The 15,617-nt window shown below is 61.7% G+C and carries 11 protein-coding genes and 1 pseudogene; 5 read left to right on the top strand and 7 right to left on the bottom strand.

The features are described 5' to 3' along the window. Positions 1–19: 19 nt before the first annotated feature. Positions 20–1,636 carry a bifunctional phosphoribosylaminoimidazolecarboxamide formyltransferase/IMP cyclohydrolase gene (gene purH / locus J2J99_RS21880; protein ID WP_168295113.1) on the top strand — a complete coding sequence of 539 codons (1,617 nt, stop codon included), beginning with the start codon at positions 20–22 and terminating at the stop codon, positions 1,634–1,636. Positions 1,637–1,663: 27 nt separating this feature from the next. Here the strand turns inward: purH and J2J99_RS21875 are convergent, their stop codons facing one another. The 3 genes from J2J99_RS21875 to J2J99_RS21865 are packed head-to-tail and all read right to left on the bottom strand — an operon-like array spanning position 1,664 to position 8,105. Continuing rightward, positions 1,664–3,052 (bottom strand): MFS transporter, encoded by a 1,389-nt coding sequence (locus tag J2J99_RS21875; RefSeq protein ID WP_168295112.1) that lies wholly within the window; start codon positions 3,050–3,052, stop codon positions 1,664–1,666. A gap of 24 nt (positions 3,053–3,076) precedes the next feature. After that, on the bottom strand, positions 3,077–7,852 hold the full coding sequence (locus tag J2J99_RS21870) for an NAD-glutamate dehydrogenase (RefSeq protein ID WP_168295111.1): 4,776 nt from the start codon (positions 7,850–7,852) through the stop codon (positions 3,077–3,079). Further along, positions 7,812–8,105 carry a hypothetical protein gene (locus tag J2J99_RS21865; protein ID WP_168295110.1) on the bottom strand — a complete coding sequence of 98 codons (294 nt, stop codon included), beginning with the start codon at positions 8,103–8,105 and terminating at the stop codon, positions 7,812–7,814. The genes J2J99_RS21870 and J2J99_RS21865 overlap by 41 nt, the downstream gene beginning before the upstream one ends. A 15-nt stretch (positions 8,106–8,120) precedes the next feature. Between J2J99_RS21865 and pdxY the strand changes: the two genes are divergently transcribed. From pdxY to J2J99_RS21850, 3 genes are all read left to right on the top strand, one after another. Further along, on the top strand, positions 8,121–8,996 hold the full coding sequence (gene pdxY, locus J2J99_RS21860) for a pyridoxal kinase PdxY (protein ID WP_168295109.1): 876 nt from the start codon (positions 8,121–8,123) through the stop codon (positions 8,994–8,996). A 71-nt stretch (positions 8,997–9,067) separates the two neighbouring features. Then, positions 9,068–9,709, top strand: coding sequence for a carbonic anhydrase (locus tag J2J99_RS21855; RefSeq protein WP_168295108.1), 642 nt, complete (start codon positions 9,068–9,070; stop codon positions 9,707–9,709). Positions 9,710–9,757: 48 nt separating this feature from the next. Then, positions 9,758–10,204, top strand: a complete 447-nt coding sequence (locus J2J99_RS21850) for a diguanylate cyclase (protein ID WP_168295181.1) — start codon at positions 9,758–9,760, stop codon at positions 10,202–10,204. On the opposite strand, the gene J2J99_RS21845 is transcribed toward J2J99_RS21850, so the two are convergent. From J2J99_RS21845 to J2J99_RS21835, 3 genes and pseudogenes are all read right to left on the bottom strand, one after another. Then, entirely contained in the window at positions 10,171–10,995 is an 825-nt protein-coding gene (locus J2J99_RS21845; protein WP_168295107.1) for a lytic murein transglycosylase, read from the bottom strand. The two genes, J2J99_RS21850 and J2J99_RS21845, sit on opposite strands and share 34 nt — an antisense overlap. Before the next feature lie 168 nt (positions 10,996–11,163). Next, a complete protein-coding gene (locus tag J2J99_RS21840; protein ID WP_012485662.1) occupies positions 11,164–12,198 on the bottom strand; it encodes an aspartate-semialdehyde dehydrogenase in 1,035 nt (344 codons plus the stop codon). A gap of 112 nt (positions 12,199–12,310) precedes the next feature. Next, positions 12,311–12,516, bottom strand: a pseudogene (locus J2J99_RS21835) (hypothetical protein); the annotation flags it as partial. Between the two features lie 244 nt (positions 12,517–12,760). Between J2J99_RS21835 and J2J99_RS21830 the strand changes: the two are divergent. After that, complete coding sequence (locus J2J99_RS21830; protein ID WP_168295105.1) at positions 12,761–14,647, top strand: MFS transporter; 1,887 nt, start codon at positions 12,761–12,763, stop codon at positions 14,645–14,647. Between the two features lie 40 nt (positions 14,648–14,687). Here J2J99_RS21830 and lpxE read toward each other — a convergent pair whose 3' ends face one another. Beyond that, entirely contained in the window at positions 14,688–15,440 is a 753-nt protein-coding gene (gene lpxE, locus J2J99_RS21825; protein ID WP_205918652.1) for a phosphatase PAP2 family protein, read from the bottom strand. Positions 15,441–15,617: the final 177 nt, after the last annotated feature.

The following is a 15,617-nucleotide window of genomic DNA, read 5'->3' as shown; positions in this document are numbered from 1 at the left end:
GCCCGAACGGAGAAAGTTCATGGCCGTCATTTCCAAGAAAATCCCCGCCCCGGACAAGGTCGAAATCAAGACCGCGCTCCTCTCCGTCTTCGACAAGACCGGCATCGTCGCGCTCGCCCGGGCCTTGTCTGAAAGAGGCGTGCGCCTGCTGTCGACCGGTGGCACCTATAAGGCGATTGCTGCTGCCGGTCTCGCCGTCACCGATGTTTCCGACATCACCGGTTTTCCGGAGATCATGGATGGACGCGTCAAGACGCTGCACCCGACCGTGCATGGCGGCCTGCTGGCGATCCGTGACGACAGCGAGCACCAGGAGGCGATGAAGAAGCACGGCATCGAGGCCATCGATCTCGCCGTCATCAACCTCTATCCTTTCGAAGAGGTGCGCGCAGCCGGCGGCGATTACCCGACGACCGTCGAGAATATCGATATTGGCGGTCCGGCGATGATCCGGGCATCGGCCAAGAACCACGCCTATGTGACCATCCTGACCGATCCCGACGATTATGCCGAGTTCAAGGAGCAGCTTTCGGCCGATGCCGGCAAGACGGCCTATGCTTTCCGCCAGCGCATGGCCGCCAAGGCCTATGCCCGCACCGCGGCCTATGACGCTGCGATTTCCAACTGGTTTGCCGAGGCGCTGTCGATCGACACGCCGCGTCACCGCGTCATCGGCGGCGTGCTGAAGGAAGAGATGCGCTACGGTGAAAACCCGCACCAGAAGGCCGCCTTTTATGTCACCGGCGAGAAACGCCCGGGTGTTTCGACGGCTGTCCTCCTCCAGGGCAAACAGCTCTCTTACAATAATATCAACGACACCGACGCCGCCTACGAGCTCGTCGCCGAGTTTCTGCCGGAAAAGGCGCCGGCCTGCGCCATCATCAAGCACGCCAATCCCTGCGGCGTCGCCACCGGTTCGAGCTTGGTCGAAGCCTATCAGCGGGCGCTTGCCTGCGATTCCGTTTCCGCCTTCGGCGGCATCATCGCGCTCAACCAGACATTGGACGCCGAAACGGCCGAAGAGATCGTCAAGCTCTTCACCGAAGTGATCATCGCTCCCGATGTCACCGACGAGGCAAAGGCAATCGTCGCCCGCAAACCGAACCTCAGGCTGCTGTCGGCCGGCGGCCTGCCCGATCCGCGCGTTGCGGGCCTGACGGCGAAGACCGTCTCCGGCGGCCTGCTGGTCCAGAGCCGTGACAACGGCATGGTCGAGGATCTGGAGCTCAAGGTCGTCACCAAGCGGGCGCCGACGGCACAGGAGCTCGAGGACATGAAGTTCGCCTTCAAGGTCGGCAAACATGTCAAATCGAATGCCGTGGTCTACGCCAAGGACGGCCAGACGGCCGGCATCGGCGCCGGCCAGATGAGCCGGGTCGATTCGGCCCGCATCGCCGCGCTGAAGGCCGAAGAAGCGGCCAAGGCGCTCGGCCTTGCGGTTCCGATGACAAAGGGTTCGGCGGTTGCCTCCGAAGCCTTCCTGCCCTTTGCCGACGGTCTTCTGTCGATGATTGCCGCGGGCGCGACGGCGGTCATCCAGCCGGGCGGCTCGATGCGCGACCAGGAGGTCATCGATGCCGCCGATGAACATGGTGTTGCGATGGTCTTTACCGGCATGCGCCACTTCCGCCACTGAAGAAATGCCGGAAATGACCAGGCATTCCTATGCCCGGTCGGCCGGATAGGGTGTGCGGACCAGAAGCGCCAAGCCGCCGGCGAGAAACAGGATCAGCGTTGCCATTCCGAGCCGGGGTGACCCGCTCAGATAGGTCGTCAGCGAGAAGAGCAGTGTTGCCATGAAGCTCGTCGCGCGCCCTGACAGGGCGTAGATGCCGAAGTAGCGGCCGGCTTCCTCCAGGCTGACGCTGCGGGCGAGATAGGAGCGCGACGAGGCCTGCACCGGCCCGAAGGCGAGCCCGATCAGCAGGCCGTAGAGGATATAGGCCTTTTCCGCCGCGGTGCCGAAGAGACCGCCGGAATCGGCTGTCGGCAGCGCCATCAGGCCGAACAGCGTGTAGCCCGGCCCAGTCGAGATGATGCCGATGGTGGCGAGAAGCAGCATGGTAAGGCTGATGACGACGGTCACTTTCGAACCGACGCCCTTGTCGATCCGGCCGGCGATCAGGCAGCCGAAGATGGCGACGACGTTGAGAATGATGCCGTAGAGGCCGATTTCGATCGTCGCCCAGCCGAACATGCCGGCGGCGAAAACGCCGCCGAGGATCAACAGGCCGTTGACGCCATCCTGATAAATCATACGGGCAATCAGGAATTTCAGGATGCCGCGCCGCTCTTTGAGTTCGCCGAGGGTGTTTCTGAGCTCCCGCAGGCCGGCGCGGATGGCGGTGCCGAAGGGCAGGCCTCTGCCGACATCGGGCGTGAAGAAGAACATCGGCAGGATGAAGATCAGGTACCAGACGGCCGAGATCGGCCCGGTGATGCGTGCATCCTGGCCGCTCCTGGGATCAAGGCCGAACAGCGGATCGAGGCCGAGAATGGTCTTGCCGCTTTCTGGGCTTGCCGCCAGAAGCGTGACGACGGCAACGAGCACGATCATGCCGCCGAGATAGCCAAGCCCCCAAGCGGTGTTGGAGAGCTTGCCGACCTCGTGCTTGGCGACCAGGCGCGGCATCATCGAATCGTTGAAGACGATCGAAAACTCGGCCGAGATCGAGGCGAGGATCATGAAGATCACGGGATAGAGGACCGGCGAACCCGGGGCTGCGAACCACAGGCCGAAGAGGCTGGCGATTTTGATGACGGCAAAGAAGGCGATCCAGGGCTTGCGGGCGCCGGATTGGTCGGCGATCGAGCCAAGAACGGGCGAGAGCAGGGCGATGATCACCGAGGAGATCGTCGCCATGTTGCTCCACGTCGTTTGGGCGGACACGGAGTCATCGGTCAGGCGCGAGACGAAATAAGGCCCGAAGATGAAGGTGGTAACCACGGTGAAGAACGGTTGTGCCGCCCAATCGAAGAACATCCACCCCCAGATGCCCTTTTCCGTGGCTTTCGGCGGCTGCGTTCCCGTCCAGTCTATACGATTCAACATCCGCTCCTTTTTTGGCGGACTGTCTCACCTCGCCCGGTCTCGCGCAAGATCGGTCAGGATTCCGGCGGCCACGGTAATGCGCGCAAGATTGGGATCGCCGCTATCGCTGAGGCTGGAAAGTTCCTCGACGATGCGATTGATGCGGACGCGGTCCTGCGCATGCCAGGCCTGGACGGGGAGCTTCTCCTTGCCGTGATCGGAAAGGGCCGAGATGACGATATCACGCCGGGCGCTGGCGATCTGGTCGATGCTGCGGGCGAGGGCCAGGTTTTCGTAATGGTCGGAGGTGAGGATGCGGCCGCCGGCTGCGAGCAGCCGGGCGATCCGGAAGGTCTTCGACACCGCAAAATAATTTTCCGCCGCACGCACCAGCGGCTCGTCGGTGCGCTCGGCAATCTGCATGATCTCCGGCACCAGCGCGAAGCTCTGGAGGTTGGCAATTTCGGCAGCGAGTTTTTCCGGTACGCCCGCCTGTGCGTATTCTGCCTGGCGGGTGGCGGCATCGCCGGCCGCCTGTTCGGCGAAGGCCGGCCTCAGCTTTTTCAGGGCTGCCTGCAGCCGGCTAATCACTTCGGCCATATCGCCCTTGGTCATGGCGGTCTTCAACAGCAGGCGGGTGAGCACGATAAAGCTGTGGCTGATTTCCTCGTAGATTCGGTTCTGCACCTCGCCCGATATTCTGCCGTCGAGCGCATCAGTCTCGGCCCAGAGTCGGGTGAGTTCGAAACCGTCGCGGGCAACGATTGCGGCGCGCACCACTTCCGGCGCCGAAGCCGCCGTTGCGTCCATCATGGCGACGGTGAAGCTCGGCCCGCCGCGGTTGATCGCTTCATTGGCAAGCACGGTCGCGATGATTTCGCGCCGCAGGCGGTGGCCGGCGATATCGCCGGCGTTCGACTTCTGCATCTTCACGGGGAAATAATTCGACAGCGTCGCGGCAAAATAGGGGTCGTCCGGTAGATCGCTGGCGGCGAGCGCATCGAAGAGCACGATCTTCGCATAAGATAACAGCACGCCGATTTCCGGCCGCGTCAGCGGCTTGCCGGCCGCATAACGTTCGGCAAGCGTTTGGTCGTCGGGCAAGGTCTCGACCTTGCGGTTCAGCTGACCGGCCCCCTCGAGCACGCTCATGAAGCGGCCGAGTTCCAGGCCGTTGGCCGTGCCCTTGCGCTCCGTCAGTGAGATCGCCAGCGACTGAAGGTAGTTGTTGCGCAGCACGAGGGCCGCGACTTCACCGGTCATCGACGAAAGCAGCTGGTCGCGTTTTGCCCGCGTCAGCCGCCCATCATGCATGGCGGCCGCCAGCGCAATCTTGATGTTGACCTCGACGTCCGAGGTGTTGACGCCGGCCGAGTTGTCGATGGCGTCGGAATTGCAGCGCCCGCCGTTGAGACCGTAGGCGATACGGCCCTTCTGGGTGACGCCGAGATTTGCGCCCTCGCCGATCACCTTGGCGCGTACCTCCGCCGCGGTGATGCGGATCGGGTCGTTGGCGCGATCGCCGACTTCGGCATCGGTTTCGGACGGAGCTTTCACATAGGTGCCGATGCCGCCGAACCAGAGGAGGTCAACCGGGCTCTTCAGAATCGCCGTCATGATCTCGAACGGCGTCGCCACGGCTTTGTCGATGCCGATCGCAGCAACCGCTTCTGGCGTCAGCGTCACCGATTTCGCCGCGCGGGAAATGATCATCGCCCCTATCGAAAGCACATTTCTGTCGAAATCCTGCCAACTCGAGCGGGGCAGGTCGAAGAGCCGCTGGCGTTCTGCCAGCGTCTTTTCCATGTCGGGATCGGGATCGATGATGATGTCGCGGTGATCGAAGGCGGCAACGAGCCGGATCTTCGGCGAGAGCAGCATGCCGTTGCCGAAGACGTCGCCCGACATGTCGCCGACGCCGGCGACGGTGAAGGGGGTCGTCTGGATGTCGATGTCCATTTCGCGGAAATGGCGTTTAACGGTTTCCCAGGCGCCGCGGGCGGTGATGCCCATCTTTTTATGGTCGTATCCGGCCGAGCCGCCGGAGGCGAAGGCGTCGTCGAGCCAGAAGCCGGCTTCCTGCGCCAGCGCATTGGCGGTGTCGGAGAAGGTTGCCGTGCCCTTGTCGGCGGCGACGACAAAATAGGGGTCGTCGCCGTCGAGCCTCACCGTATCCGCCGGCGGCACGATCTCGGCCCCGGAGATATTGTCGGTGATCGAAAGCAGCGTGCGGATATAGGTCTTGTAGGCCTCGCGGCCGGCATTGAAAATTTCATCGCGGCTGCCGCCGGCGGGGAGCTTTTTCGGATAGAAGCCGCCCTTGGCGCCGACCGGAACGATGACGGCATTCTTCACCTGCTGCGCCTTGACGAGACCCAGCACCTCGGTGCGGTAATCCTCGGCGCGGTCCGACCAGCGCAGGCCGCCGCGCGCCACCTTGCCGAAACGCAGATGCACGCCTTCGACGTCGACGCCGTAGACGAACATTTCGCGGAAGGGTTTGGGCTGCGGCAGACCGTCGACGAGGTGCGGATCGAGCTTGAAGGCGAGCATCGATTTCGGCGAACCGTCAGGGTTCTTCTGGAAATAATTGGTGCGCAGCGTCGCGTCGACGATGTTGACATAGCGGCGCAGGATACGGTCGTCGTCGAGGCTCGGCACCTCGGCAAGCTCGGCTTCGATTGCCTGGTGCAGCTCGGCAAGCTTCTTCACCCGGGCCTTCTCCGGAAGCTTGGGATCGAGCGTATCGTGGAACAGCCGGAAAATGGCGGCGGCCACACCGGCATATTTGTCGAGCGTCGTTGCGATATAATCTTGAGAATAGGCGATGCCGGCCTGGCGGAGATAGCGAGCATAGGCGCGCAGCACATTCGTCTGACGCGCCGACAGCCCCGCCGAAAGGATCAAGCGGTTGAAGCTGTCATTGTCGATCGTGCCGGCGAAGGCGGCAACGAAGGCTTCCTCGAGGGCGGCGCCATAACGATGCAGGTCGATGTCGCGGCCGTTGCGGGTCTCGAGCTCCATGTCATGCAACACGACGAGTTTGGTTTGGCCGTCGGCGACCGGCACTCCGATATCGAAGGTGCGTTCGCTGACGACATTGAAGCCGAGATTCTCGAGAAGCGGCACGCGCCGTGATAGCGCCAGCTGGCCGCCGGCGTGGAAAATCTTCAGCGACAGGATGCGGCCCTGGTCCTCCTGGCGGTGGTAGAACTGGATGCGGAGCGGCTCGCCGGCGGCGCAGGCGCCGATATCGGCGAGGTCGGCCACGGTTTCCTCAGGGGTGAAGGAATCCTGGAAGGCCTGGTCGACCGAGATTTTCGGCGCCTTCGGGCCGGCCAGCACTTCGAAGCGGTCGTCCCAGCGAGCGGTGATCTCGCGGATCGTCTGCTCGAGCTTGGCTTGCGGAATGCGTGGCGTCTTGCCGCCGGAGCGGCCGATGATGAAATGCACGCGCGCCACGCCGCCTTCCGGGAAAGCCGGATAATAGGCGGAGACACGGCCGTCATAGACGGTCTTCAGATAGGCGCCGATCCGCTCTCGGACGAGCGAGTCGTATTCCTCGCGCGGGACATAGACGATCACCGAGACGAAGCGGTCGAAATGGTCGATGCGTGGCAGGACACGCACGCGCGGCCGGTCGGCCAGGTCGTTGATCTGCTCGGCAAAACTGGCAAGCAATGTCGTGTCGATCTGGAAAAGATCATCGCGCGGATAAGATTCCAGCGTGTTGTCGAGCATGCGGCCGGAATGGCTCATCGGGTCGAAGCCGAAATGCTCCTTAACCTTCTCGATCTTGGAGCGCAGCAGCGGGATTTCCGAGGCGAGCGACGTATAGGCCGTCGAGGTGAAGAGGCCGACTATGCGCAGTTCGCCGGTGACGTTGCCCGCGGCGTCGAAACGTTTGACGCCGACATAATCCATATAGGCGCGGCGATGGACGATCGATTTTACGTTCGCCTTGGTAACGATCAGGAACTCGGGGCCGTCGAGGAAGGCGAGGATCTCGGGCGTCGTCGTCACGGCATCCTTGCCGGTGCGCAGCACGAGAACGTCGGGATTGGAGAGAATGCCGAGGCCCGCCCCCTTGTCCCGCTCGACCTTGGCGTCGGCACCCTTGCCGGAATAGATATATTCGCGCATGCCGAGGAACGTGAAATTCTCGTCGCGCAGCCAGCTCAGGAAGGCGATCGCCTCGGCGTGTTCAGCCCTTCTACGGCCGGCGCCGTTGGCCGCAAGCTCGGCGATCACCCCGTCGAGCTTGGAAAGCATCGGCTTCCAGTCCGAAACTGACAGGCGGACCTGTTCGAGCACCATCTGGATACGTTTGACGAGATCGGCCGCCTGGTTGGAATTGAGCGGCGCGATATGAAGCTGGATATGGCTGACCCGTGTGGCGGGATCGCTCGGCTGGTCGGCGGAATAGAGCCCGGGAGCCTTGTCTCCTTCCATCACCAGGATGGGATGCACGGCCATGAAGAGATCGCGGTGGGTGCTCGTCACTTCGCCCATGACCGATTCATAGAGAAACGGCATATTCCGGTCGGTCACCGAAAGCACCGAGACGGCAATGCCGTCAGGCGAGACACCGCCGATGGTGTCGATGCTGACGCGCGGCGTCTTGCCGTTCCAGGCGGCAAGTTCTTTTGCCGAATGCACGGCAGAAAGCGCCAGCATTTCAGGCGTGTAGCGTTCAAGATCGTCATTGCTTGCTCGGCCGAAGAGAATTTCCGGATCGAGATGGGCCTCGCCCCTTTCCTTGGCGATCTTTCGCGCGCCTTCAATCTGTTTTTCTCGCTTGGGATTGTTTCTGGCAGCCATGGATCGCCTCCCGCAATGGACTGATTTTCTGCAAGCTAGCAGAAGATTCTTCGAAAAAATCTCTAAAATGGGGGTCAGCCGGATGGATTTGATGCTTTTTTGACGCCGGAGATGGGAAAATGTCGGAGATTTTCCGATTTCGTAGGCAAAACAAGCGTGAACGGCTCGTTTTTCTTCCGCCGCACATTTCCACGCTCACATGAAGAATGGTTGACAGCGTGGCGTCAAAGATATCATCAAACGCCATCATCATGCGGACCTTTATACCATGTCGGAAAATGCAGCGGGCGCAGTCATCGTCATTTCGAGCCATGTCGTGCGCGGCTCGGTCGGCAATCGGGCAGCGGTGTTTGCCCTGGAGACGCTCGGCCATCCGGTCTGGGCGCTGCCGACCATCGTTCTGCCCTGGCATCCCGGCCATGGCCGTTCGACGCGGCTGACATTTGCGGAAGCCGATTTCGACGCGGCGATCGACGATCTGATCCGTGCGCCCTGGATCGGTGAAGTCCGGGCGGTGCTTTCGGGTTATTTCGGCAATGCCGCCCAGGCGCGCTCCGTCGCCCGGTTGATCGCTGCGCTGCGCCAGACCAATTCCGAACTGCTCTATGTCTGCGATCCCGTGATGGGCGATCTTGGTGGTCTCTACGTGCCGGAAGCCACGGCCGAGGCCATTCGTGACCATCTCATCCCGCTTGCCTCGCTGGCGACGCCGAACCGCTACGAGCTCGCCTGGCTGTCGGGAGCAGCGCTTGACGACAATAGCGCGATCATGGAGGCGGCGCTTGCGCTCGGGCCGTCGCGGATGCTGGTCACCTCGGCGGTGCCGATGATGGCGGGCGGTACCGGCAATCTCTACCTTTCCGGCCGTCACGCGCTTCTTGCCGAGCATCGCGTCGTCGAGAACCCGCCGAACGGTCTCGGTGACCTGCTCGCCGCGGTTTTCCTGTCGCGCCTGCTATCCGGTCTCGAGGATGAAAAGGCGTTGCAGCTGGCCACCGCCAGCGTATTCGAAGTGCTCGCGCGTGCGGTCAAGCGCGGCAGCAACGAGTTGATGCTGGCAAGCGACGCCTCCAGCCTTTCAACGCCGATGGCCATGGTGCAGATGCGCCGGCTCGTGCACCCGGCGCAGCGGCGGAAAAAATGATGCATCTGCCAGTATGCTCATTTTGCGGCGCAGCAGTTGATCTTGTCTTCCGCGCGCGCTAATCCAGAAGCATGCAGCGTTTTCCAAACACCCTTCTGGACGGCTATCGCAACTTTATGAACGGGCGTTACGCCGACGCCCGCGACCGGTATCGGCAACTTGCCGAAAACGGTCAAAGTCCCAGCACGTTGGTGATTGCCTGTTCGGATTCCCGTGCGGCTCCCGAGCTGATCTTCGATGCCGGTCCGGGCGAGCTTTTCGTTATCCGCAACGTCGCCAATATGGTGCCGCCCTACGAGCCGGACGGTCATTTCCATTCGACGTCGGCGGCGCTTGAATTTGCGGTGCAGGCACTGAAGGTCACAGATATCGTCGTGATGGGGCATGGCCGCTGCGGCGGTATCCGCGCAGCGCTCGATCCCAATGCCGAGCCATTGTCACCCGGCGACTTCATCGGCCGGTGGATGTCGCTGGTCAAGCCGGCTGCCGAGCAGATTCAAAGCAATGACGTGATGACGACGGCCGAGCGGCAGACGGCATTGGAACGTGTTTCGATCCGCAACTCGATCGACAATCTCAGAAGCTTTCCCAATATCAAGGCGCAAGAGGAGGCGGGAAATCTTCATCTCCACGGCGCCTGGTTCGACATATCGACGGGTGAACTCTGGGTCATGGACGCCGAAACGCGTGACTTCATTCGCCCCGAGATCTAGGGACCAAGGGGTTTATTATTTCTTAAGGCGCGGGCGTCGCGCGCGAGAATTTTCCGTTCCTTCGATCTGCTCGGGCGTCACGGCGGCGAGGAATTCCTGGAGCTTCTGCCCGATTCGACGCCAGACGATGCTGCAGTCGTCGCCGAACGGGTGCGGCTGGCGATCGAGATGGCAGAAATACCTTACCGAGCGGCGAGCTGCTCAAGGTCACGGCGAGTTTCGGATGTGCCGGCCGGGCAAACGACGGCGCAAGCCGAAACTTCGAGGATCTTGTCAAACGCAGATCTGGCGCTTTACGCCGCCAGACCTCCGGCCGCAACTGCGTCGTCTCGGGGCCGGTCGTGCCGGCTCCGCCGCAGGAGGAGCGCCGCAAGACAGCTTCCGGCGGTGGTTTCGATTCCCGCCTATGAAAAACGCCGCATATTGCAGCGGCGTTTCGCGAGATCGTTGTCTATGAAGGCTTATCTGCCGCCGTCGATCTGCTGGCCGATATAGGCAATTGCCTGCTGATAGACACTGGCGGCGTTCCAGCCCTGGATGGCAGCGAAATTCGGCTCTCCCGGCTGATAGCCGGCGCCGGCCCGCCAGCCGTGGCCCTTTAGAAAATTGGCGGTCGAAGCCAGCGCATCGGCGCGGGAACCGACCATGTCGACACGGCCGTCGCCGTCGCCGTCGGCGCCGAAACGCACGACGTTCCTCGGCAGGAACTGCGTCTGGCCGATTTCACCATGGGCGGCACCCTTGGCCTGCGGGCTCAGATAACCTTCGGAGACGAGCTGGAGCGCGGCATAGAGCTGGTCGGTGAAATATTCCGAACGACGGCAGTCATAGGCAAGGGTCGAAACTGCCGACAGCGTGTGCTGGTTGCCCATATAGCTGCCAAAACCGGTCTCCATGCCCCAGATGGCGATCAGCGGGCCGGCGGGAACGCCGAAGCGACGCTCGATCGAGGCAAAAAGCGCCTGGTTGGCCGCCTTCATCGAACGGCCGCGGGAAATGACGGCGGCACCACCGCGCTTCTGCATGAAGGCGTCGAAGGAGAGCTTGAAGCTTTTCTGGCCGCGGTCGGCGGCGATTGTCGGCTTGTTGTAGTTGACGTTGGCGAAGGCGCGGCTGAGCACCGATTGGCTGACGCCGTTCGCGGCTGCCGTCTGTTTGAAATCGGCGACCCAGGCGTCGAAGCCGGCGCTGGTATTGCCACATTGCGGTCCTTGCGCGAACGCCGGTACCGCATGGAGGACGCCGATTGCCGCAGCGGCCGCCAGAAACAATTTTGTCATGCGCATTGAGAAACCCCGCTCTCGATCTGCATAGCTTTCAGGCGGGCAAGAGAATGCCAGTCACCCGCGATTTTGTCACGATCACCTTTTAGCGAACGCTTATACAGCTGTATTTGCTTGAAAAAGCCCCGCTCATCGAGCAGGGCTTTAACATGTTATGGTTTACAAATGGTATCAGGCGGCCTGCTTGCGCGGCTTGACCAGCCCGCGATTGACGAGCAGCTCGGCGATCTGGATGGCATTCAGCGCCGCGCCCTTGCGCAGGTTGTCGGAAACCACCCACATATTGAGGCCGTTTTCGACCGTCGCGTCCTCGCGGATGCGCGAAATATAGGTTGCGTCCTCGCCAGCGGATTCGTAGGGCGTGATGTAGCCGCCGTTCTCGCGCTTGTCGATGACGAGGCAGCCCGGTGCATCGCGCAGGATGTCGCGGGCCTGGTCGGCGGTGATCTCGTTTTCGAACTCGATGTTGACCGATTCCGAATGGCCGATAAAAACAGGTACGCGCACTGCGGTGCAGGTCACCTTGATCTTCGGGTCGAGCATCTTCTTCGTCTCGGCCAGCACCTTCCACTCTTCCTTGGTGTAGCCATCTTCCATGAAGCTATCGATGTGCGGGATGACGTTGAAGGCGATGCGCTTAGTGAACTTCTTGTTCTCGATCGGATCGGCAACGAAGACGGCGCGCGTCTGGTTGAAGAGTTCGTCCATGCCGTCCTTGCCGGCACCGGAGACCGACTGGTAGGTCGAGACGACGACGCGCTTGATCTTGGCGAAGTCATGCAGCGGCTTCAGCGCCACCACCAGCTGGGCGGTCGAGCAGTTCGGATTGGCGATGATGTTGCGCTTGGTGAACTGGCTGATGGCATCCGGGTTCACTTCCGGCACGATCAGCGGCACGTCGGCGTCGTAGCGCCAGGCCGAGGAATTGTCGATAACGACGCAGCCCTGCTGGCCGATCTTCGGCGAAAACTTCTTGGAAACCTCGCCGCCGGCCGACATCAGGCAGATGTCGGTGTCGGAGAAATCGTAGTTCTCCAGATTGGAGACCTTCAATGTCCGGTCACCGAAGGACACTTCTGTGCCCTGCGAACGCGCCGAGGCGAGCGCCACGACCTCATCGGCGGGAAAGCCTCGTTCGGAGAGGATGTTGAGCATCTCCCGACCGACATTTCCGGTCGCTCCCGCAACTGCTACTTTGAAACCCATTTCTCAAGCTCTCTTTCTCTTCTCTCCTCTTGTCCGGTGAGGGGGAAAGGCGCGACGGATCGCGTCTTCCTGTCCCCAGCCGAGCCGGGGAGAGAGCGGCAGGCCAGAGACGTCAGACGGTTTTCGTCGTCGTTTTGGCCTTGGTTTTGGCAGAAACCGGAACGGCAATATCCACCCCGGCAACTCGTGCCCGGTCATTGCTTGCGGCAATGGCGTGTTCGTCGTGAACCATGGAGATTCCTTTTCCGCTGTTGCTCTTAGAAGGTTTTCCACAGGAGTCAAGGTTTTTGCGTGGCCGCTGCCAGGCGGAAGGAGCGGTGTCGTACCGCGGTGTTTTCCACACCGGCAACATGGACGTCACGCTCGATCGCGAATTCCTGAGGAAGGGCACCGTCGACAAGTTCCCGAACCGGCCCGTCATTAGACTAAAGTCATAATCCCAAAGCATCCCTCTTTTTGATCTGCCGTTTCTGGCACACTCCCGTCAGGCGTGTCGCGGCCAGGGGTATGCTTGAGGAGAGCAGGCCGCGCGCGTTGCTCATCACTCTGTGGAGGACAGACAATGGCAAATGTCGCAAGCATCGACGGCGCGAAGGCCGGTCCGATGACCGGCGAGGAGAAGAAGGTCATCTTCGCCTCTTCGCTCGGCACCGTTTTCGAATGGTATGATTTCTATCTCTACGGTTCGCTTGCCACCTATATCGGCGCGACCTACTTCACCCAATATCCCGAGGCGACGCGCAACATCTTCACGCTGCTCGCCTTTGCCGCCGGCTTCCTAGTGCGCCCCTTCGGTGCGCTGGTGTTCGGCCGTCTCGGTGATCTCGTCGGCCGCAAATACACCTTCCTGGTGACGATCCTGATCATGGGCATGTCGACCTTCCTCGTCGGTGTCCTGCCGGGAGCCGCCAGCATCGGCATCGCCGCTCCGATCATCCTGATCGGCCTGCGCCTGCTGCAGGGATTGGCGCTCGGCGGTGAATATGGTGGTGCGGCAACCTATGTCGCCGAACATGCGCCGAACGGGCGGCGCGGCTATTTCACCTCCTGGATTCAGACGACGGCAACGCTCGGCCTGTTCCTGTCGCTGATCGTCATCATCCTGGTTCAGTCGCTGATGGGGCCGGTTCAATTCGCCGCCTGGGGCTGGCGTATTCCGTTCCTGGTCTCGGTCGTGCTGCTCGGCATTTCCGTCTGGATCCGTCTGAAGATGAACGAGTCGCCTGCGTTCCAGCGCATGAAGGCGGAAGGCAAGGGCTCCAAGGCGCCGCTGACCGAAGCTTTCGGACAATGGAAGAACGCCAAGATCGCGCTCATCGCCCTTCTCGGCGCCACCATGGGCCAGGCAGTCGTCTGGTATGGCGGCCAGTTCTATGCGCTGTTCTTCCTGCAGAACGTGCTCAAGGTCGATCTGTTCTCGGCCAATGTCATGGTCGCCATTGCGCTCTTCCTCGGCACGCCGTTCTTCGTCATCTTCGGCGGTCTTTCCGACAAGATCGGCCGCAAGCCGATCATCATGGCGGGCCTCCTCATCGCGGCGGTGACCTATAATCCGCTGTTCAAGGCGATGACCTGGACGGCAAACCCGGCGCTTGCCGAAGCGCAGGCCTCGATCCGCGCGACGGTCACGGCCGATCCGGCGGACTGCAAGTTCCAGTTCAACCCGACGGGCACGGCGAAATTCACCAGCTCTTGCGACGTGGCGACGGCGTTCCTGACCAAGAACTCGGTGCCTTATGACGTCGTGCCCGGACCCGCCGGACAGCCGGCGACGGTGAAGGTCGGTAACGCGACGGTTTCGAGCTTCGACGTCGCTGCCGCCGGCGACAAGGCGAAGGGCATGACCGCCGCTTTCGAAAAGGGCGTCAACGTCGCTCTTCACGATGCCGGCTACCCGCTGAAGCGCGGCGTCGCCAAAGTGCCGGATGCCAAGCTCGATGCCTTTATCGCCGCCAATCCTGAATTGGCGCTGAATGCCGAGGCCGTGCGCGCCGGCGAGAAGGAAACCATGCCGGCAGCCAAGCTGGTCGAAGGCAAGCTATTGACGGCGGACGAGGCCAATGGCGTCACCGACATGGCGGTCTATAACATCGCCAATGGCGGCGCCTTCGCCATGGCCGCCGATCCGACCCGCGTCAACTGGATCGGTACGATCGCCATCCTGTTCGTCCTCGTCATCTATGTGACGATGGTCTACGGCCCGATCGCGGCACTTCTGGTCGAGCTCTTCCCGACCCGCATCCGCTACACCGGCATGTCGCTGCCCTATCACATCGGCAATGGCTGGTTCGGCGGGCTGCTGCCGGCGACGGCCTTCGCGATGAGCGCTGCGGCGGGCGACATCTATTACGGTCTCTGGTATCCGATCGTCTTTGCGGCGATCACCCTGGTGATCGGCCTGATCTTCCTGCCGGAAACGAAGAACAGGGATATCCACGCCATGGATTGAGGCGCTTCGCGCTAAAGCATGCAGGCAAAAGGCCCGGCGTTCATAAGGCGCCGGGCTTTTCCATGTCCGGAAACAGGCGTTTGGCGAGAGGCCAGCCATCCGGCGCCAGCTTGAAGAGCAGGCCGCAGCGGGCATAGACGATGGCCGTCAGCAGCGAGAACCAGCCGCCGAAGGCAAGGCCGGCGATGACGTCGCTCGGATAATGGGCGCCGACCATGACACGCGTCATGGCAAGCCAGATGGCGCAGGCGATGAAGAGAATGCGGTAACGCGGAAACAGAAGCGCAAAAGCGGCAAAGAAGGCGCCGACCGTGGTGGAATGGCCGGACGGAAAGCTTTCGAAAGCGGCATGGCCCGAAAAGGGCGTGAAAGAAAAGATGCCGTAATCATGGAAGTGATCGGGACGCGCCCTTCCAATCGCCCGTTTCAGGAGATTGGCGAGAAGTCCAGAGAAGACGACTGTGGTGAAGAGATAGGCGCCGATCCAGCTGACATAAAGCGCCTGCGCCTTGGAGCGCGCGGTCTTCAAAAGCTTGTAACCCGCCCTGCCCTGAAAGAAGAGCAGAATGCTGATGCAGATCAGCCAGGCAGAATCGCCGAAGCCGGTCAGCAGCTGGCCGAGCTGCTTCACCGCCGCAGGCCGTTGGCTGGCGCCGACCGGGGCATCGAAGAGCAGCATGGAAAGAGCCACGGCATTGACGGTGATGAAGAGGCAGGCCTGCCAGCGCAAGGGGGGCATGCCAACGCTGCCGCGGCGCCAGCGCCTATCAAGGGAAGCCCAAAATGCCCGCATCCTATCGTCCGTCCGATTTTGCCGGATTAAAATTCGGCGCAAAAATACACGAGATTGTGGCTGAGAATAGTCCGTTTCGGATATTTCGGCCGACCCGGTTGCGGTTGCTCGGACTCACACCAAGAAGCCCTCCGCATACGTGATGCGAAGGGCGGGAAACTGTTTCACGTGAAAATC

The sequence above is a fragment of the Rhizobium binae genome (assembly GCF_017357225.1).
Lineage (GTDB): Bacteria > Pseudomonadota > Alphaproteobacteria > Rhizobiales > Rhizobiaceae > Rhizobium > Rhizobium binae.
Note: the sequence above shows the minus strand (reverse complement) of the source record. Positions and strands in the feature narration are given on the sequence as shown.